At 63.3% G+C, this 19,923-nt stretch carries 15 protein-coding genes; 5 read left to right on the top strand and 10 right to left on the bottom strand.

The window, feature by feature from the left end:
• A complete protein-coding gene (locus tag EB231_RS06765; protein WP_172348145.1) occupies positions 1-1,821 on the top strand; it encodes an ABC-F family ATP-binding cassette domain-containing protein in 1,821 nt (606 codons plus the stop codon).
• A gap of 106 nt (positions 1,822-1,927) precedes the next feature.
• A complete protein-coding gene (locus EB231_RS06760) occupies positions 1,928-2,116 on the top strand; it encodes a type II toxin-antitoxin system CcdA family antitoxin (protein WP_246740889.1) in 189 nt (62 codons plus the stop codon).
• A gap of 42 nt (positions 2,117-2,158) precedes the next feature.
• Here the strand turns inward: EB231_RS06760 and EB231_RS06755 are convergent, their stop codons facing one another.
• Together EB231_RS06755 and EB231_RS06750 are read right to left on the bottom strand one after the other, a co-directional pair.
• Positions 2,159-3,811 (bottom strand): hypothetical protein, encoded by a 1,653-nt coding sequence (locus EB231_RS06755; RefSeq protein ID WP_172348144.1) that lies wholly within the window; start codon positions 3,809-3,811, stop codon positions 2,159-2,161.
• Between the two features lie 75 nt (positions 3,812-3,886).
• The gene (locus EB231_RS06750; RefSeq protein ID WP_172348143.1) at positions 3,887-5,185 is read right to left on the bottom strand and encodes an adenylosuccinate synthase; all 1,299 of its coding nucleotides are present in this window, start codon (positions 5,183-5,185) and stop codon (positions 3,887-3,889) included.
• A 213-nt stretch (positions 5,186-5,398) separates the two neighbouring features.
• Between EB231_RS06750 and EB231_RS06745 the strand changes: the two genes are divergently transcribed.
• Entirely contained in the window at positions 5,399-6,331 is a 933-nt protein-coding gene (locus EB231_RS06745; RefSeq protein ID WP_172348142.1) for a DMT family transporter, read from the top strand.
• A gap of 33 nt (positions 6,332-6,364) precedes the next feature.
• On the opposite strand, the gene serA is transcribed toward EB231_RS06745, so the two are convergent.
• From serA to glmM, 5 genes are all read right to left on the bottom strand, one after another.
• The gene (gene serA / locus EB231_RS06740; protein WP_172348141.1) at positions 6,365-7,966 is read right to left on the bottom strand and encodes a phosphoglycerate dehydrogenase; all 1,602 of its coding nucleotides are present in this window, start codon (positions 7,964-7,966) and stop codon (positions 6,365-6,367) included.
• A 64-nt stretch (positions 7,967-8,030) separates the two neighbouring features.
• Positions 8,031-9,206: a phosphoserine transaminase gene (locus EB231_RS06735; RefSeq protein ID WP_172348140.1), complete on the bottom strand. Its 1,176-nt coding sequence runs from the start codon at positions 9,204-9,206 to the stop codon at positions 8,031-8,033.
• A gap of 201 nt (positions 9,207-9,407) precedes the next feature.
• Positions 9,408-10,172, bottom strand: coding sequence for an outer membrane protein (locus EB231_RS06730; RefSeq protein WP_172348139.1), 765 nt, complete (start codon positions 10,170-10,172; stop codon positions 9,408-9,410).
• Between the two features lie 241 nt (positions 10,173-10,413).
• Positions 10,414-11,250, bottom strand: coding sequence for an outer membrane protein (locus EB231_RS06725; RefSeq protein ID WP_172348138.1), 837 nt, complete (start codon positions 11,248-11,250; stop codon positions 10,414-10,416).
• Between the two features lie 255 nt (positions 11,251-11,505).
• Positions 11,506-12,858: a phosphoglucosamine mutase gene (glmM, locus tag EB231_RS06720; protein ID WP_056575467.1), complete on the bottom strand. Its 1,353-nt coding sequence runs from the start codon at positions 12,856-12,858 to the stop codon at positions 11,506-11,508.
• A 367-nt stretch (positions 12,859-13,225) separates the two neighbouring features.
• On the opposite strand from glmM, the gene EB231_RS06715 reads away from it, so the two are divergent.
• Positions 13,226-14,068: a hypothetical protein gene (locus tag EB231_RS06715; RefSeq protein WP_172348137.1), complete on the top strand. Its 843-nt coding sequence runs from the start codon at positions 13,226-13,228 to the stop codon at positions 14,066-14,068.
• Between the two features lie 242 nt (positions 14,069-14,310).
• Positions 14,311-14,763: a hypothetical protein gene (locus tag EB231_RS06710; protein ID WP_172352829.1), complete on the top strand. Its 453-nt coding sequence runs from the start codon at positions 14,311-14,313 to the stop codon at positions 14,761-14,763.
• A 370-nt stretch (positions 14,764-15,133) separates the two neighbouring features.
• On the opposite strand, the gene ftsH is transcribed toward EB231_RS06710, so the two are convergent.
• The 3 genes from ftsH to ybgF form a co-directional block, all read right to left on the bottom strand.
• Positions 15,134-17,062: an ATP-dependent zinc metalloprotease FtsH gene (gene ftsH / locus EB231_RS06705; RefSeq protein WP_172348136.1), complete on the bottom strand. Its 1,929-nt coding sequence runs from the start codon at positions 17,060-17,062 to the stop codon at positions 15,134-15,136.
• A 122-nt stretch (positions 17,063-17,184) separates the two neighbouring features.
• Entirely contained in the window at positions 17,185-18,558 is a 1,374-nt protein-coding gene (tilS, locus tag EB231_RS06700) for a tRNA lysidine(34) synthetase TilS (protein ID WP_172348135.1), read from the bottom strand.
• 58 nt (positions 18,559-18,616) lie between these two features.
• Positions 18,617-19,732 carry a tol-pal system protein YbgF gene (ybgF, locus tag EB231_RS06695; protein ID WP_172348134.1) on the bottom strand — a complete coding sequence of 372 codons (1,116 nt, stop codon included), beginning with the start codon at positions 19,730-19,732 and terminating at the stop codon, positions 18,617-18,619.
• Positions 19,733-19,923 lie beyond the last annotated feature (191 nt).

Raw genomic sequence — 19,923 nt, 5'->3', positions numbered from 1 at the left:
ATGGCCCCGCCTCTTCTCAATCTCGATGGGATAAAACTGACCTTCGGCGGCACGCCGCTGCTCGACGGCGCCGCCTTGACCGCTTCGGCCGGCGACAAGATCGCGCTGGTCGGCCGCAATGGCTCCGGCAAGTCGACGCTGCTGAAGATCGCCGCCGGCCTGATCGAGCCGCAGGACGGCGAAGTCTTCCGCCAACCTTCCGCGACCGTCCGCTATCTGCCGCAGATGCCCGACATGGAAGGTTTCGCCACCGTGCGCGCCTATGTCGAGGCGGGGCTCGGGCCCGCCGACGATCCGTACCGCGCCTCCTATCTGATGGAGCATCTTGGCTTGTCGGGCGAAGAGCGGCCGGGCGATCTCTCAGGTGGCGAGGCCAGGCGCGCCGCCCTGGCCCGCGTCATGGCGCCGGAACCCGACATTCTGCTGCTTGACGAGCCGACCAACCATCTTGACCTGTCGGTCATCGAATGGCTCGAAGAAGAGCTCGTCCGCACCTCTTCGGCGCTCATCGTCATCTCGCACGACCGCCGCTTTCTCGAACGCGTGTCGCGCGCCACTGTCTGGCTCGACCGTGGCCAGACCCGCAGGCTGGACAAGGGTTTCGGCCATTTCGAGGAATGGCGCGATCTCATCCTGGAGGAGGAAGAGCGCGAGCAACACAAGCTTGGCCGCCAGATCGTGCGCGAGGAGCATTGGCTGCGCTATGGCGTGACGGCGCGGCGCAAGCGCAACATGCGCCGCCTCGGCGAGCTGCAGACCATGCGCCAGCGCTTCCGCGGCCATCGCGGCGCCGAAGGCAACGCTACCATGGTGGCGAGCGATGCCGCCGAATCCGGCAAGCTGGTGATCGAGGCGAAGAACATCGAGAAGAGCTTTGGCGACCTTACCGTGGTCAAGGGGTTCTCGACCCGCATCCAGCGTGGCGACCGTGTTGGCCTCGTCGGGCCGAACGGCGCTGGCAAGACGACGTTGTTGAAGATGCTGACCGGCGAATTGGCGCCGGATGCCGGCTCGGTGCGTCTCGGCACCAATCTGGAAATCGCCACGCTCGACCAGAAGCGCGAGGCGGTCGACCCGCAGGAGACGCTGGCGCAATACCTCACCGACGGGCGCGGCGAGAACCTCGTCATCAACGGCGAGCAGCGCCATGTCGTCTCCTACATGAAGGATTTCCTGTTCAAGCCGGAGCAGGCGCGCACGCCGGTGCGCGAACTGTCCGGCGGCGAGCGGGCGCGGCTGATCCTGGCGCGCGTGCTGGCGCGGCCGGCAAACCTGCTGGTGCTCGATGAGCCGACCAACGATCTCGACATGGAGACGCTGGAACTGCTGCAGGAACTGGTCGCTGGTTTTGCCGGCACCGTCATCCTGGTCAGCCACGACCGTGATTTCCTCGACCGCACCGTGACCAGCATCATCGCGCCGGACGGCGGCGGCCGCTGGGTCGAATATGCCGGCGGCTATTCCGACATGCTGGCGCAGCGCGGCGGCACCAGGCTCGACGACCGCAAGGCGCGTGCCAAGGCGGAAGCCGCCGATGCGCCAGCGGCAGGCAAAAGCGAACCGGCAGCCCCAAAAGGGCCCGCGAAAAAACTGTCGTTCAAGCAGAAATTCGCCCTGGAATCGCTCCCGAAGAAAATCGAGGCGGTGACCGCATCGATCTCGCGGCTGGAGAACAACATCGCCGACCCGGCCTATTACGAGCGCGATCCGGCCTCGTTCCAGAAGACCATCGCCGCCCTCGACAAGGAACGCGCGACGCTGGCCGCGCTCGAGGAAGAATGGCTGGAGCTGGAGATGCTGCGCGAGGAGATGGAGGGGTAGTTGGGTGCCTGCGAGGTTATGCGTCTATGTTGGACGCATAGAGGGCAACCCCATGCTTCAATCGAAACGCAAACTTCAGCGAAAATCCGTCAAGATATCGATCAGCTTGCAGCTGCTCGAAGACGCCAAGGGATTAGGCATCGACATCTCTCGTGCCGCGGAGACCGGTATCGCCAAGGTGATTGCAGCGGAAAAGACGCGCCGATGGCAGGAAGAGAACAAGCAAGCCATCGAAGGCTGGAACGATTATGTCAGGCGCAACGGACTGCCCTTAGCCAAGTATCGGCCGTTTTGACCCCGTGACTATAGCCATACTGCTCTTGAAACGGCCGCTCTCTCAGCCTGCCGTCTTCGCCTGCCAGGCCTTGATCGCCTCGTCGAACACCTTCTCGCCGGGAATACCTTTTTCCATGGTCAGCAGCGCCCGCCGTCCGGTCTTGTAGACCACCGGTACGTCGATCCAGTCCTGGCCGCGCAACAGGGTCATGTTGGCGTCCTCGTCGGCCTTGGTGTCGTTGAGCGCGACGAGGAAGAAGCCGTCGGCGATCTTGGCCGGAATGCCGATCAGTGGGCTGCCGGCATCCTGTTCGGAGCTCTTCATGGCGACGCGCAGGATGTTGTCGACACCGCCGCCTTCGAAACCGTCGGGCGTCAGAAAGATCATCTCGATGATATGGCTGGCCGGCAGCGTCTGGTCGGTGTTGCGGCGGATGGTCATGCGCAACTGGATATCCTTGCCGGGGATGGTCGCCTCGGCACGGATCGCCGGCTCGGGCGGCAGGTCGCCACCTGGCGATTCCTGCACCAGGGACCAGACGATGCTGCCGGGCTCGGCCGACCCCTGTGCCGTGCTGGTGCGCTCCTCATAGAAGATCGCCTTCTGGCCAACCGGCACCGAAGCTTCCGTCGCCGGAGCGGCCGCCGGCGCCGCGGGCGAGGCGCCCGCCGGCGCGGGCGACGGTGTGGCGGCGGCATCGGCCGGTGCCGCGGGTGCGGTTCCGTTGGCGGGCGGTGTCGCGGGTGCGGCACCCGGCGCAGGCGTGGTCGCGGCAGGCGCGCCGGTGACTGGTGGCGGAGTGGCCGGGGCGTTGGTCGCCGAAGGTGGCGTCGTCAGCGCGGCGACGGATTCACCCTCGCCTATGCCGCTTTGTCCCCCGGCCGGGCCGGGATCGGTTTCGCCGCCTTCAGGCGTCAGGCGCTGCGTGAATTTGGTTCCTTCGGCGCCGGCTGCCGGCACCGGTGGCGTCGCCGGAGCGTCGGTAGCCGGCTTGGCCGGCGCCGGTTTCACCGGCTCGGTCTTGGCAACAACCTTGCCGCCGTCCAGGCCCAGCATCCTGCTGAAGGCGTCCTTGTTCAGCCAGATGCCATAGCCGCCGCCGGCAACGACCAGCAAGGCGGCAACGGCGGCGATCAGCCCGCCATAGCTGCGCTTGCGTTCGGCCGGACGCAAGCGCTGGAATGTATCGGCCGCCTCCGGCTCTTCGTCATTCGGGAAGACATCGGCCCGGTCATCGTCCTGGTCCGCATCCATGCCCGGCAAGGCATGGTCGGCAAGGTTCGGAGCCGCCGGTTGCACCGGCGTGGGCTTCTGCCAGCTCGGCTCGGCCTTGGCGGCGGGCGGTGGCGCCGGCCGGTAGGGTTCCGGCTTGGCGGCTGGCGGCGTCGGCCACGCCGGCTCGGCCTTCGCCGGCTGGCGCGTGTGGCTCGGCTGGTTCTTGTTGCGGTCGATGGAGGAAAAAATGTGCTCCAGCTCGGCGAGCGGGTCTGTTTCCGGCACGCTCTTGGCATAGTCCCGCTCGACGACCACGATGGCGTCTTCCAGCGAGCGCTTCTGCGTGTTTATGGCTTCGGGAGCCGGCGGCGGCGAATATTCCGCAAGCTTCTTCGCCAGCATGGTTCGAACGCTGTCATAGATGCGCGTACGCTTCTCGGGCGTCTCGTCGCCGTGCTTGTCGAGCGCCTTTTTCAGAATAGCAACGAAATCTGCCATGCTTCAGTCGACCTGTATTTTGCGCCCGCGCCGGCCCCCGCAAATCAGCCGCGATGCCCGGAAAGGCTTCAGAAACTAGTCTTGAAACGGATCGGTCACAAGTATCGTGTCATCCCGTTCCGGGCTGGTGGAGAGGAGTGCTACCGGCGCGCCGATCAACTCCTCGATGTAGCGGACATATTTGACCGCCTGGGCCGGCAGGTCGTTCCAGCTGCGCGCGCCGGCAGTGGTGCCTTTCCACCCCTCCAGCGTCTCGTAGACCGGCTCGACACGGGCCTGCGCGCCCTGGCTCGCCGGCAGGTAGTCGATCGTCTCGCCATCGAGACGGTAGCCGGTGCAGACCTTGATCTCGTCCAGCCCATCGAGCACGTCGAGCTTGGTCAGCGCGATGCCCTTGATGCCGTTGACGGCGACGGCCTGGCGCACCAGCACCGCGTCGAACCAGCCGCAGCGGCGCTTGCGCCCGGTGACGACGCCGAACTCATGACCGCGCGTGCCGAGGAATTCGCCGATCTCGTTCTTCTGTTCGGTTGGGAACGGACCTTCGCCAACGCGCGTCGTGTAGGCCTTGGTGATGCCGAGCACGTAGCCGATGGCGCCCGGACCGACACCGGAGCCGGCGGCGGCCTGTCCGGCCACCGTGTTGGATGAGGTGACGAAGGGATAAGTGCCGTGATCGATATCGAGCAGCGTGCCTTGCGCGCCCTCGAACAGGATGCGCTCGCCGGCGCGGCGCTTGTCGTCGAGGATTTTCCAGACACGGTCCATATAGGGCAGGATCTCATCCGCGACCGACGTCAACTCCGCCATGATCGCGTCATGCGTGACTTCCGCGTGGCCAAGCCCACGGCGCAGCGCATTGTGATGCGTCAGCAACCTGTCGACCTTCAGGGGAAGCGTGTCCAAATCCGCCAGATCCATCACCCGCACCGCGCGCCGACCCACCTTGTCCTCATAGGCCGGACCGATACCCCGGCGGGTCGTGCCAATCTTCGTTCCGGAATTTGAGGCGGCGTCCTCGCGGAATCCGTCCAGCTCCCGGTGCACCGACAGGATAAGCGCTGTGTTTTCGGCTATTTTCAGGCGATCTGGCGTCACTTCGACGCCCTGCGCCTTGAGTTTCGCCACTTCGGCCACGAAAGCATGCGGGTCGAAGACCACGCCATTGCCGATGATGGACAGCTTGCCCTGCCGCACGACACCGGACGGCAACAGCGACAGTTTGTAGACCTTGCCGTCGACGACCAGCGTGTGGCCGGCATTGTGGCCACCCTGGAAACGCACCACGACATCGGCGCGCTCCGACAGCCAGTCGACGATCTTGCCCTTGCCTTCGTCACCCCACTGCGAGCCGACGACCACCACATTGGCCATGTTTCTTTTCCCTTGAGATGCCGCCGAGCGGCCTGGATATGGTTCGAAACGACAGGCCTCTATAGCGTCAAGACCTCGCGAGTGCGACCTTTCTTTGCCGCCGAAAATGCCCTGAGGCACAACAATTTTCGGCTTTGACATCATTTACTTGGGCTCGCCGGCGCAGTAGGCCGGCAAACACCCCGGCGCGCCCGCCGCAGCTGGAATCCCGCGATGCATCGAAGCGCCTACATATTCCTGCTGCTCACCACCTTGCTGTGGGGAGGCAATTCGGTGGCAGGCAAGCTGGCGGTCGATCATGTCTCGCCGATGACGTTGGTCTTCCTGCGCTGGGTGCTGGCGGTCGCGATCCTGCTGCCGATCGGCTGGCGCACGATCCAGCAGGATTGGCCGGTGGTGCGCCGGCACTGGTTCGTGCTGGTGGCACTTGGGGCCAGCGGCTTCACCCTGTTCAACACCATCTTCTATACGGCGCTCAACTACACGACAGCCATCAACGTCTCGATCGAACAGGCGGCGATGCCGGTGCTGATCATCGTCGCCAACTTCATCTTCTTCCGCCTGCGTGTGAGTTGGGCGCAGATTGCCGGCGTCGTGCTGACCATTGCCGGCGTGATCCTGACCGCCTGCCACGGCGACCCGCGCCGACTGCTGACGCTGGAACTCAATTTCGGCGACGCCATCATGCTGGTCGCGGTCGTCCTCTACAGCGGCTATACGGTCGGCTTGCGGCTGAAACCGGTGATGCACTGGCAGAGCCTGATGTTGGCCATGTCGGTCGCCGCGCTCGTCACCTCTCTGCCCTTCCTCCTGTGGGAGGTCGCCGCCGGCAAGGCCATCGTGCCCGACGCGCGCGGCTGGACCGTGATCGTCTATACCGCGATCGGCGCCTCGGTCATTTCGCAGGTAACCTACATCAGGGGCAACGAGTTGATCGGCGCCAACCGCGCCGGCCTGTTCATCAACCTGGTGCCGATCTTCGGCACGCTGCTTTCGGTGCTGATCGTCGGCGAGACGTTTCAGCTCTATCAGGCACTGGCGCTGGTCCTCGTGCTGGGCGGCATCGCGCTTGCCGAATACAGCGGGCGCAAGATGGCGATGATCCCGCCGCCAAGGCGTGCCGAGCAGCAAGAAGGCGCGACATAGGCCGCGCCTTCCGATCTCTGGGAAAGGCGGGGGTCAGATCCCGCCCACGTCGAACTGCAGCCGCTTGGCCGAGTCGATCGACTTGTGCGCCCGCACCTGCTCCAGCACCTTCTCCGGGAACGGCGCATCGAGATAGAGCAGCGCGATGGCGTCGCCGCCCGGCCGGTTACGGCCAAGCTGGAAGTTGGCGATGTTGACGCCATTCTCGCCACACACCGTGCCGAGCAGGCCGATGATGCCTGGCGCGTCGGCATTGGTCGTGTAGAGCATGTGCTGGCCGACCTCGGCGTCGAGGTTGATGCCCTTGATCTGGATGAAGCGCGGCTTGCCGTCGGAGAAGCAGGTGCCGGCGATCGAGCGCGTCATGTGCTCGGTCTTGACGGTGAGCTTGATGTACCCGTCGAATACGCCCGACTTGTCCCGCTTGACCTCGGCGACGATGATGCCGCGCTCCTTCACCATGATCGGCGCTGAAACCATGTTGACGTCGGCGACCTGCGGCCGGATCAGCCCGGCAAGGGCGGCACTGATCAGTGCGCGCGTGTTCATCGTCGCGGTCGAGCCGTCGAACAGGATCTCGACCTCCTTGATCGGATCCTCGGTGACCTGGCCGACAAAGGCGCCGAGCACTTCGGCGAGCTTGACGAACGGCTTCAGCCGCGGCGCTTCTTCCGCCGTGATCGAAGGCATGTTGATGGCATTGGAGACGGCGCCCTTGATCAGGTAATCCGACATCTGTTCGGCGACCTGCAGCGCGACGTTCTCCTGCGCTTCCGCCGTCGAGGCACCGAGATGCGGCGTGGCCACCACGTTTTCCATGCCGAACAGGGGGTTCTGCTCTGCCGGTTCGACCTCGAACACGTCGATGCCGGCGCCCGCCACCTTGCCGCTCTTCAGCGCCGCGATCAGATCGGCCTCGACGACCAGTCCGCCGCGGGCGCAATTGATGATGCGCACGCCGTTCTTCATCTTGGCGATTGCCCCGGCATCGATGATGTTGCGCGTCTTGTCGGTCAGCGGCGTGTGCAACGTGATGAAGTCCGCGCGGGCGAAGAGTTCGTCGAGTTCCACCTTGTCGACGCCGAGTTCCTCGGCGCGCTTGTCCGAGAGGAACGGGTCGAAGGCAACGACATGCATCTTCAAGCCGACGCCACGCGTGGCGACGATCGACCCGATGTTGCCGCAGCCGATGACGCCCAGCGTCTTGCCGGTGATCTCGACGCCCATGAAGCGGTTCTTCTCCCACTTGCCGGCATGGGTCGAGGCGTTGGCTTCCGGGATCTGTCGGGCGAGCGCGAAGATCATCGCCACGGCGTGTTCGGCCGTCGTGATCGAATTGCCGAAGGGCGTGTTCATCACGATGATACCCTTGCGGCTCGCCGCCGGGATATCGACATTGTCGACGCCGATGCCGGCGCGTCCGATGACCTTGAGCCTGGTGGCGGCGTTGATCAGCTTTTCGGTGACCTTGGTCGCCGAGCGGATCGCGAGGCCGTCATACTGGCCGATAACCTCGAGCAGCTTTTCCTTGTCCTTGCCGAGATCGGGCAGGTAGTCGACCTCGACGCCGCGATCCTTGAATATCTGCACGGCGGTGGGAGAGAGTTTGTCAGAGACGAGAACACGGGGCGCCATGGCGACCTCCTTGAAAAATGGGATTGATCCGGGAATGGGCGGCCCGCGGGCCGCCACGGAAATCTCAGGCAGCCGCTTTCAGCGAAGCCTTCTGTGCCGCGAAGGCCCAGTCGAGCCATGGCAGCAGCGCTTCGAGATCGGAGGTCTCGACGGTCGCGCCACACCAGATGCGAAGGCCAGGAGGCGCGTCGCGGTAGGAGCCGATGTCGTAGGCGACCCCTTCCTTGTCGAGCACTGAGACAAGACCCTTGGCGAAAGCCGCCTGTCCGTCGGCGTCGAGCGCCGCGATATCCGGATCGGTGAAGGACAGGCAGACCGAAGTATTCGACCGCGTCGCCGGCAGGGCGGCGAGATGGCCCAGCCAGGACGATTTGCCGACAAAGCCATCGAGAACCGCCGCATTGGCATCCGCCCTTGCGACCAGGGCATCAAGACCGCCGATCGACTTCGCCCAGAGGAGTGCGTCGAGATAGTCCTCGACGCACAGCATCGACGGCGTGTTGATGGTCTCGCCCTTGAAAATGCCTTCGATCAGCTTGCCGCCCGAGGTCAGGCGGAAGATTTTCGGCAGCGGCCATGAGGGCTTGTAGCTCTCCAGTCGCGCAACCGCACGTGGCGACAGGATCAGCATGCCATGCGCACCCTCGCCGCCCAGCACCTTCTGCCAGGAGAAGGTGACGACATCGAGCTTTTCGAAATCGAGCCTCTGCGCGAAGGCGGCCGAAGTCGCGTCGCAAATGGTCAGGCCCTTGCGATCGGCGGGAATGAAATCGCCGTTCGGCACGCGCACGCCCGACGTCGTGCCGTTCCAGGTGAAGACCACGTCGCGGTCGAAGTCGATCTTGGTGAGATCCGGCAATTCGCCGTAGCCGGCCTCGAGCTTGCGCACGTCGGGCAGCTTCAACTGCTTGACCACGTCGGTGACCCAGCCGGAACCAAAGCTTTCCCAGGCGACCATGTCGACGCCGCGCTCGCCGAGCAGCGACCACAGTGCCATCTCGACCGCACCGGTGTCGGACGCCGGCACGATGCCGATGCGGTAGTCCGCCGGGACCTGGAGGATTTCGCGCGTCAGCTCGATCGCCTGTTCGAGCTTGGTCTTGCCGATCTTGGCGCGGTGGGAGCGGCCGAGCGCGGCGTTTTTGAGCGCCTCGACTGACCAGCCGGGACGTTTTGCGCAGGGACCTGAGGAGAAATTGGGGTTTGCCGGACGGAGTCCGGGCTTCGTATGCGTCGTCATCGTGGTCTATCCTTCCAGATAGTGGCCCCTCGTTGGGGAGGGGTGGCCCACGGACGGCGATATGCGTTCAGGCTTCGGGCGTCAAGAGGAAAGTTTTTGTCGCTGCCGGGATACCGGCGATCAGCGATCAGGATTGCGTGATTTCAAACGCAAACGGCGGACCACGGGGATCCGCCGCCAAAATGCTGATCTATCCCGGGCCTACCAGAGATCGTAGCGCAGCCCGAGCTTGACCTGGTGATTGCTGATCCCCTTTTTGATCGGATAGGAGGTCAGGCTTTCGGCCGTCACATACTCGGCATTCGGGGCGGAGAAATACTGATAGCCCAGATCGACGGAAACGTTCTTCGTCACCTGGTAGGCAAGGCCCGCATTCAGCGTATAGGCGAGGGAATATTTCGTCCTGTCATCGCTCTGGACGAAATCGTCGGTAGGATCGCTATTGTTGGTGAAATAGCTCGCCGAAAGCTTGCTCGTGCTCTGCACGATACCGACGCCGCCGCCCACATAGGGCGTAATCCCGACATAGGTGCCAAGGTCGACATAGCCATTGAGCATGAGCGAGTACGCATAATTCTTCAGGGCGGCCGACGCCTGAGTGTAAGCTGCCGTGGTCCCCGAATCGTCATAGCCGACGCCAATCTTGTTGCCGGGCAGATAGCCGAGATTGAGATCGGCACGCAGATAGTCGTTGAAATGGTAGCCGAAGCCGATGCTCGCAAAGATCGGATCGTCCTTTTCACTGAAGCTCGCCGGCGTGAAGGCGAAATCATCGTTCTTGAAGCTCTTCTGCACCAGGTACGAGACATCGCCGCGCAGATACCAGCCCGAGCCGACCTCGACCGGTACATAGTCGGGCGCCTGGTCGACATAGATCGGCGGATCATAGTCGGCGGCCAATGCTGGCGTCAGCGGCAAAAACCCGAATCCGGCAAGCGCCAGCACGATACGCGATGTGAGTGTCATGGTCCCCGACTCCCGGATTTGGCGACGCTTGCAATCACAGCGGCAGCCATCGTTTCAAGGAGCATTGTTAACCATAGTGGTTAAGTCGCGGTTAAGGCTAACAGAGCGTTAGCGAATTCATTCTCGCTAATGCATGACGCCCTAAATTGTCCTCCTGCCTGGGCACCTCATTGGCGGCAGCTCAAACGAAAACCGCCCGGCCAGGCCGGGCGGTTCGCGTATACTCGAGGCAGTGGATTTCTTACTTGGTGTAGATCGGCTCAGGTTCGGGCTGGTAGGCAACCACCGGTGCACTGCACCCATTGTTGCCGCCGAACTGATAGCGCAGGCCGCCTCGCACCTCGTGGGTGTTGAAGCCGCGGTCGTAGCCAGGACCGGAGCTGCTCGCATCCCATTCGAACATGCGGCCGCCCTGGATATGGGAGAAGCGGTAACCTGCATCGAGGATGACCTTGTCGGTCAGGCAGTAGGAAGCACCGGCCATCAGAGCGTAAGCGAAGCGCCAGTTGGATGCTCCGGGATTGGTCTCGGTGGTATTCGGGTCGTAGACGGTATCCCACTTGACGCGCGCGCCACCGATACCAGCGCCGACATAGGGCGTGATGCCATGCCAGGTGCCGATATCGACATAGGCATTGGCCAACAGCAGCAGGGCGCTCATCTTCGACACCTCGGTCGATGTCGTCAGGAGATCCGAAGTACCGCCATTGAAGTCAGACTTGAACCAGTAGTCGGCGGTCACATCCGCGCGCAGATGATCATTGATCTTGTAGCCGACGCCGGCTCCGAGCGAGAAACTGCCCTTGAGCTTGCCGAAATCAAAACTCCGGTCGCCAGGCGTGATGATGGTGGTGATGGGATCTACGGTGTAGGTAGTGTAGTCGATGCCGCGCACATCAGACTTGTGGTAGTCGAGATCTCCACGGATATACCAGCCGCCGACCTCTGCCGGCTGCTCGTAGACAGCCTGCGGCGGCGCTTCTTCGACCTGCGGCTCTGGCAGGTCGGCTGCGAACACTGGTCCGGCCGAGCCCGCAAACAGCAGCGCGAGCAGTGTCTTTCTTGCTGTATTGAACATGCTTGTCACCCCTAGGAACCTCGGAACGGCGATCGTGTCCGAATGAGATTGGCTTTCAAGCGTGGATAATGAATTGGAAAAGTTAAAACGCGTTTAACCCTGTCGATTAACCACGAATCGCTAAAATCCAAGGGATTCAGAAGCAAATTTCGACAACCGGAGACCGGCACCACTCCGCCCAACAAAAAAGCCCGCCGGAAGGGCGGGCCTGGATGTAGCCGAAGCGACTATGGCGCCCTGCGGGGGCGCCGGAAATCAGGCGGCGCTGCGGGTTTCCGATATGACTTCGACGATGTCGTTGACGACCGCCTCGACCAACTGCGGATCGTCGCCCTCGGCCATGACCCGGATCAGCGGCTCGGTGCCGGACGGACGGATGACCAGCCGCCCGGCCTTGCCGAGACGGTTGCGTGCATCCTCGATCGCGGCCTTGACCGGAGCCTCCTCGAGCGGCTTGCCGCCGGCGATACGGACATTCTTCAAGAGTTGCGGCACCGGCTCGAACTTCTTCGACAGTTCGCTGACCGGACGGCCCTGGCGCTTGATGCAGGCCAGCACCTGCAGCGCCGATACGAGGCCGTCACCGGTGGTCGAGAAATCCGACAGCACGATGTGGCCCGACTGTTCACCGCCGACATTGAGCCCATGCGCGCGCATATGTTCCACGACATAGCGGTCGCCGACCTTGGTGCGGTGCAGTTGCAGCTTCATGTCGCCGAGGAAGCGTTCGAGGCCCAGATTGGACATCACCGTCGACACGACGCCGCCACCGGCAAGCCGTCCGCTCTGGTGCCAGGACTCGGCGATCAGGGCCATGATCTGGTCGCCATCGACGATCGCGCCATTCTCGTCGACGATGACGACCCGGTCGGCATCGCCGTCGAGTGCGATGCCGATATCGGCGCGCACTTCATGCACCTTTTTCTGCAGGCCGGCCGGATGGGTCGAGCCGCATTCCTTGTTGATGTTGAAGCCGTTGGGTTCGACGTTGATGGCCACGACTTCGGCGCCAAGCTCCCACAGCGCCTCGGGCGCCACCTTGTAGGCCGCGCCGTTGGCGCAATCGACGACAATCCGCAGACCCGAAAGCGACATGGAGCGCGGCAAGGTGCGCTTGGCGAATTCAATGTAGCGGTCATGCACGCCGTCGACGCGCTTGGCCCGGCCAAGCCCGTCGGAATCGGCGAGTGAGAGTTCGATATCCTTGTCGAGCATGCTCTCGATGCGCTCTTCGATCTCGTCGGAGAGTTTGTACCCGTCTGGCCCGAAGAGCTTGATGCCGTTGTCGTAATAGGGGTTGTGCGATGCCGAGATCATGACACCGATATCGGCGCGCAGTGAACGCACCAGCATCGCGACAGCCGGCGTGGGGATCGGGCCGAGCAGGAACACATCCATGCCGGCGGCGCAAAGACCGGCGACCATGGCATTCTCGATCATGTAGCCGGAAAGCCTGGTGTCCTTGCCGAGAACGACACGATGGCGGTGGCTGCCGCGCTGGAACGAAAGGCCGGCAGCCATGCCGACACGCATGGCGATTTCAGCGGTCATCGGAAACTTGTTGGCGCGTCCGCGAATGCCGTCCGTGCCGAAGTAATTCCCTGCCATGCTAGTTAGATTCCCTGACGGTTCTTTGCCGGCGTCTCATGCCACAATTGGGAGGTCCGCCATGATCACATTGTGTGATTGTATGTTACCAATCCTTAGAAAATCCTTGTTGTGCACTGCACGCAACAACGCCCCAGCATAACATCATGGCACTGTAGCACTGCAACATACCGTTCTGCGAGCTATTCGGCGCAGGTGCACGCGGAAAATCTTGTTTTCAACCCGGCAAGGGGCAATGATTTCATCACCTTATCGGGAGGAGCGCGCTTCCGGCGATATATACCTCACTTAGCATCTGGCGCAACCGATCGTTGAGCGTTATTGATTTGCAGGGACGTATAATGGGCTGCAGCAACGGAGAAACGCTATGCTCATCCACCGATTTGCCACTCTGACCGGCCTCGCCGTAGCGACGTTGTTCCTGGCTGCGCCAGCCAACGCGCTGACGATGGCCGAGTGCAGCACGAAATATAACGCGGCCAAGGACGCGGGGACACTTGCTGGCGCGACCTGGAACCAGTTCCGCAAGGCGCAGTGCGGCACCGACGCGGCTGCCACAACGGACACCAAGCCGGCCGACACGAAGAAGGCCGCCGAGACCAAGCCGGCCAAGGCTGCCAAGGCAGCGGCCGCTGACAACAGCGCCGCGAAAGGCCTGACGGCCAAGGAATGCAGCGCCAAGTACCAGGCGGCCAAGGCCGCCGGCACTCTGAACGGCCAGAAGTGGAACGACTTCCGCAAGAGCGAGTGCGCCGCTGGCGCATCCGCCGCCGCCGACACCACCAAGCCGGCAACCACCAAGGCCGCCGCGGCTGCCGCCGACAATGGCGGCAAGGGCCTGACCATGGCCGAGTGCAGCGCCAAGTATCAGGCTGCGAAGACCGCGAACACGCTGAAGGGCCAGAAGTGGAACGACTTCCGCAAGGCCGAATGCGGCGCCGCCGCCTCGGATGACGACAGCGTGCCTGCTCCGAGCGAGGCAAGCTACACCAAGGAGCCGGCCAAGCCGACGACGGTTGCCCCCAAGGGCGTCACCTTCCCGTCCGCGATCTCGGCGAAATATGCCAGCGAGACCCCGGGAAAGGGCCGCATGCACACCTGCCTCGACCAATACTATGTCCTCAAGGACGCCAACGCGCTTGGTGGCCTGAAGTGGATCCAGAAGGGCGGCGGCTTCTACAGCCTGTGCAATGCCAAGCTGAAGGGCTGATCGATAGCTGCATCTGAAAAACAAAGCCCGCGAACCGCAAGGTTCGCGGGCTTTTTGTTGCGTTGAAAGCTCAATGGCCTGCTTCCGCTACCGCGAAGGCCTTGAACCGATAGCGTGGTCGCCCCACGCCCGGCAGCCGGGTGCGGGAGGTTTTCTGGGTGAGGCAGAAGATTCCAGTTGAACATAAGAAGAACAAAAAGTATACAAAAGATGTTCAATCTGTACTCGATATGGAGGGTTTGATGTCTGGCTTGAAATTGACGGCGCTGGCTGCAACGACTTTTATTGCCTGGGGTGCCATCCCGGGAAACGCAATGACGATGAAGGAATGCGGCGAGACCTATCGGACCGCCAAGGAAAGCGGTACCCTGAACGGCATGGACTGGAACGCTTTCCGCAAGGATAAATGCGCAACGTCCGCTACGGGAAGTGCCGAGGCGAACACGGCCAAAGCGGCACAACAGCCGAAAAAGGAAGCCAGCGCGGCGACCGCACCCGCCTTAGCGCCGGCTGGCGTGACGTTCCCGACCACGCTCGCGGCCGAATTTCAGGCCGAAAAACCCGCCAAGGCGCGAATGAAGACCTGCCTCCAAGGCTACCATAGCAACAAGGATGCCGGAACGTTGAGCGGCCTCAAGTGGATCCAGAAGGGTGGCGGCTATTACAGCCTGTGCAATGCCAAGCTGAAGACCTGATCGGCAGCAATAGCTCAACAAGGCCCACGAGCCGCAAGGTTCGCTGGCTTTTTCTTTGCCGAGCGATCTACACGCGTTTGCGCTGCCCCTCACCTGCCTGCCGGCATCCTCTCCCCGTATAGTGACGGGGAGAGGGGCGCTCGTATCTATAGTTTCGCCAATCACTAGCGCCGCAAAAAAGCGCCAGCGTTGCGGCAAGCTACTTTCTCCCCGTCACTATACGGGGAGAAATGCCCGGCAGGGCAATGAGGGGCGGCGCCGACTTCAACAATTGGCCGGCCTTGGTCCCGGCGTACCACGGCGGTGCCTTCACAAACGAGAACGCCGCGGAGAAGGCCGCGGCGTTTTCTTAAACTCAACAACGTTCTGCTCAGCTCGACGGCTGAGGTTCCATGCCGCCTTCGGGCTCGGGGCCCTTCTTGCGGCGACCACCGGACTTCGGCACGGCCGAGCCACGGCTCGGCGGCGTGTCATCGCCGAGGTCGCGCGAGGGCTTGTTGCCCGCGATCAGCTGCTTGATCTCTTCGCCAGACAGCGTCTCGTATTCGAGTAGGCCTTGCGCCAGCGCGATCCATTCCTTCTTCTTCTTGGTCAGAATGGATTTGGCCGAGACATAGGCCTCGTCGATCAAACGGCGCACCTCGGCGTCGATGATCTGAGCGGTTTCTTCCGAGATGTTCTGCGTGCGCGCCACCGAATGGCCGAGGAACACCTCTTCCTGGTTGTCGCCATAGGCGACATGGCCGAGCTTGTCGGAGAAGCCCCAGCGCGTGACCATGGCGCGCGCCAGCTTGGTCGCCTGCTCGATGTCCGAGGAAGCGCCCGAGGTGATGTTCTCCTTGCCGAACTTGAACTCCTCGGCGACGCGGCCCCCCATCATGATGGCGAGGCGCGAGATCATGTACTTGTAGCTCATCGAATAGCGGTCGCCTTCCGGCAACTGCATGACCATCCCGAGCGCGCGGCCACGCGGGATGATGGTGGCCTTGTGCAGCGGATCAGCCGACGGCACGTTGAGCGCCAGGATGGCGTGGCCGGCCTCGTGATAGGCGGTCAGCTCCTTCTCGGCCTGGGTCATGGCCGACGAGCGACGCTCGGCGCCCATCATGATCTTGTCCTTGGCGTCCTCGAACTCGGCCATGGTGACGAGGCGCTTGTTGCGCCGCGCCGCCATCAGCGCGGATTCGTTGACCAGGTTCATCAGGTCGGCACCGGAGAAGCCCGGCGTGCCGCGCGCGACGACCTTGAGGTCGACATTGGGCGCCAGCGGAACGTTGCGAACATGCACCTTGAGGATCTTCTCGCGGCCGACGATGTCGGGGTTCGGCACAACCACCTGACGGTCGAAACGGCCCGGCCTGAGCAGCGCCGGATCGAGCACATCGGGACGGTTGGTGGCCGCGATCAGGATGATGCTTTCGTTGGATTCGAAACCATCCATCTCGACCAGCAACTGGTTCAGCGTCTGCTCGCGTTCGTCATTGCCGCCGCCGAGGCCGGCGCCGCGATGGCGGCCGACGGCATCGATTTCGTCGATGAAGATGATGCAGGGCGCATTCTTCTTGGCCTGGTCGAACATGTCACGCACACGGGATGCGCCGACGCCGACGAACATCTCGACGAAGTCCGAACCGGAAATGGTGAAGAACGGCACGTTGGCTTCGCCGGCGACCGAGCGGGCAAGCAGCGTCTTGCCGGTGCCGGGAGGGCCGACCAGCAGCACGCCGCGCGGAATCTTGCCGCCGAGGCGCTGGAACTTCTGCGGGTCGCGCAGGAACTCGACGATCTCTTCCAAATCTTCCTTGGCCTCATCGACGCCGGCGACGTCCTGGAAGGTGACGCGTCCATGCGCCTCCGTCAGAAGCTTGGCCTTCGACTTGCCGAAACCCATGGCGCGACCGGATCCGGATTGCATCTGGCGCATGAAGAATATCCAGACGCCGAGGATGAGAATCATCGGCAGCCACGAGATCAGGTAGCCGAACAGCGAATTGGAACCGTCGGTTTCAGGCCGAGCATTGATGGTGACGTTCTTGTCCTGCAGCCGCGACACCAGTTGGGGATCGCCGGGCGAATAGGTCTGGAAGCCGCTGGAATTGTCGGTGTAGGTGCCGGTGATGCGGGCCCCCGCGATGGTCACCGTCTTGACCCGGCCGGCCGCGACATCCTGCAGGAACTGCGAATAAGGCACATCGCTCGAAGCCCCACGCGTCTGCGGCGTCTGGAACAGATTGAAGAGAGCGATGAGCAGGACCGCTATGATCGCCCAGAGCGCGAGGTTGCGATAGTTCGGATTCATCAATTGTCCCGTTGGTGTCCGCGCACGGACAGCATCATGAGAGGAAACTTGGGCCTAACATAGGGAGAGCGCCTCCCCTTGCCAAGCAGAACAGCACGTCTGGGTTAAGCTTTCGACCACCATCAGCCGGCACTGTGGCTGCTGAAAGGCGGGGCGGGAAGCGGTGGCGCGCCGATCAGTTCGGCAACGGCCCGCGCCGGCGCCAGATCGAAGGACGGCAGGAAGCGGGCAAAGGGAGCAACGACCGGCCGCACCGCGAACCCTTGGCGGACCGGCTCGTCGCCTCGCGGTCCAGCGTTTTCAACGGCTTGCCGCAACGTCGGTTCAGCGGCACACGCGGCGCGCATCAGGCTTTGCGGTGTCTCTCCCTTGGCGATTGCCAGCCGTCTCGTCGCCGCGCTCCCCAACGGTGCGATCAACAATGCGCCGGAACTGTCGTCCAATGTGATGTGGCGGCGGCCATCCCAGATGGTGTTGCCGATGGCCGTGGCGGTGGGCGGCAAGCCCCTTGTCTCGCGCCGCAGGAAGATGCCGGCGCGCCGGAAATCGACCACGGTCCGCGACAATGTGGCGCAAAGGAATCCGGCCTTCAGCCGGCCGAACAGCGCCTCGCTGCGCGCCTGGTCGGGAAGAAAGGCGACGCCTCCAGCGGTGGCCAGCAAGATACGCAACGCGTAGATGGCCGCCCGGTCGTCGCCGGCCGAAAGCAGGCGCGGGTCGAGGCGGATGAGACCCGTGGTCGGCTGGCTGGCGAAGCGATGGATCAGATCGGCGGCGCCTTCGCCAATCTGCCTGCGTTCGACAGCCGCCTGGTTGGCCAGCGCCAGCGCATCGTCCATACGCCGAAAACTGTCACCGGCAAGCGAGGCACGCATCCGCGGCCGCTCGAAGGCCTCGTCGATGTTGGTCGGGTCCTCGGCCCAGCCGATATGTTCACGCCGCAGGAAATCGCGAAGCGCCTCGCGCCGCGTGCCCAGCAGCGGGCGAACGATCCATTCGCGCCAGTCATAGAGGGTGCCCGGTGCCATGCCGGCAAGCCCACGGCCTGCCATTTCGGCAAACTCCCGGGGCTCATCCCGCGCCTGCCGCATCAGCACCGTCTCGGCCTGGTCATCGGCCGTATGGCCGGTCACGATCAGGCCAATGCCATGCGCGCGCGCCGCCTCTGCAAGCAGCCGATAGCGCGCTTCGCGCGCCGCCGCCGGCAGGCCGGCCGATGGTTTGCTTCCGACCCAGACCATGGTGCGGTGGGCAATGCCGCGCCCGGCGCACAGCTTCGCCACGGCTTGCGCCTCGAGCGCCGAACCGTGCCGGAGGCCATGGTCGACCGTCACGGCCAGCAGCCTCACGGAGGGCGCGGTTCGGTCAAGATGCTGTTTGAGGAGGAGGAGCAGGGCGGTCGAGTCGCTGCCGCCGGACACGGCCGCAACGGCGCCGCGGGTAAAATCGATATGCGAAAAAAGTCTGGTCGAAAGATCAGGCTCGGTCTCGAGCATCAACGCGTGTCGCCAAAAAGTGGTCCCGGTTCCGGGGATAGGACATGCGGGAGAAAAATCAGCAAGCAGCCAGGGCCTTCTCCTGCTTGACCCGTTCCTTGAGCGCATTGGAGATATCGGGGTAGCGCTTGCCGACCTCGCTGAAGGTAGCGCAGGCGACGTCGTGCTGCTTGAGGCCGACCAGTGACACGCCAAGCTTCAAAAGCATGTCGGGTGCCTTCTTGGCCTTGGGGTAGTCCTTGCTGGCGGCGAGGAAGACCTCGGCCGCGTCGCGGTATTTCTGCTGGCCAAGCAGCGATTCACCCAGCCAATAATGCGCGTCCGCCGTCTTCGCATCGCGGGGGAAGCGAGAAATATGATCGCGAAAACCCTGTTCGGCGGTGCTGTAGTCGCCCGACAGGATGAACTGGTAGGAATTGCGGTAGAGTTCTTCCGGGTCGTTGGTGGAAGGCAGTGCTGCAACCACCGTGCCGTCGGACTTGCCGGCCTTGGCCGGTGCGCCGGCGGCCGGGGCGCTGTCTTGCGCCGGCGCGGTTGCCTGGGTGTTGCCGCTGGCGTCGATCACATTGCCGTTCTTGTCGACGGTGATCGAACCAAAGGTCTTTTCCGGCGCTCCCGTGCCGGGGATCACCTTGCCGGGATCGCCATCGGGTGATTCGACGATGACATCCTCAACCGTCTTGCCGCCGCTCGACTGATCGCTGCCGGTGGCGGCGCCGGCATCAGCCGGCGCTTGGGTTGCCGGGGCCGCGGCCACGTCGGTGTTGGTGTCGGTGGTGGCGTCGGACTTCTTCTTCGGTGCCGCCGGTGCCTGTCCGCCCTGCGAGCCGCCTTCCAGCTGCTGGAAGCGGAACTCGTTGTCTTCCTGCTGCTTGCGGATTTGCTCCTGCATCTGCAGGACCTGGAAATTCAGTTCCTCGATCTTGCCGTTCATCTGCCGCAGCTGGTCTTCCAGGCTGGTGACGGCAGTAGGATCGGACTGCACCATCTGGACCTGATCCGGCTTCTTCTTTTCACCGAAAAGCCTGGGCAGCTCGATGCTGGGCAGATGGAAGGAAAAGCCGCTGTCGGTTGATTGCCCCGTGCCGCTGGCCCCCAGGCCACTAGCCGGGGCGGTGACGCCTGATAGGAGCAGCAGCGCAAGCGTGCCGCTCAGAACCGATCTCAAATGCATGTGCCTCTCGCCGTGTGTCGTTAGTCTTTTCGCGCCTTCCAACCACAGTGGGACCAGCCAAGCGCCCTCGGCTCATAGCAGGGCCCGAGACTTCGGCCAAATTTTGTTTCAGGTGTCCAGATATGAAAAAGGCGGCCCGAGGGCCGCCTTTCGCAAGGGTGTGTTGTATTTTTGTCGCTCGACAGCGGCGC

It is taken from the genome of Mesorhizobium sp. NZP2298 (genome assembly GCF_013170825.1).
Classification (GTDB): domain Bacteria; phylum Pseudomonadota; class Alphaproteobacteria; order Rhizobiales; family Rhizobiaceae; genus Mesorhizobium.
Note: the sequence above shows the minus strand (reverse complement) of the source record. Positions and strands in the feature narration are given on the sequence as shown.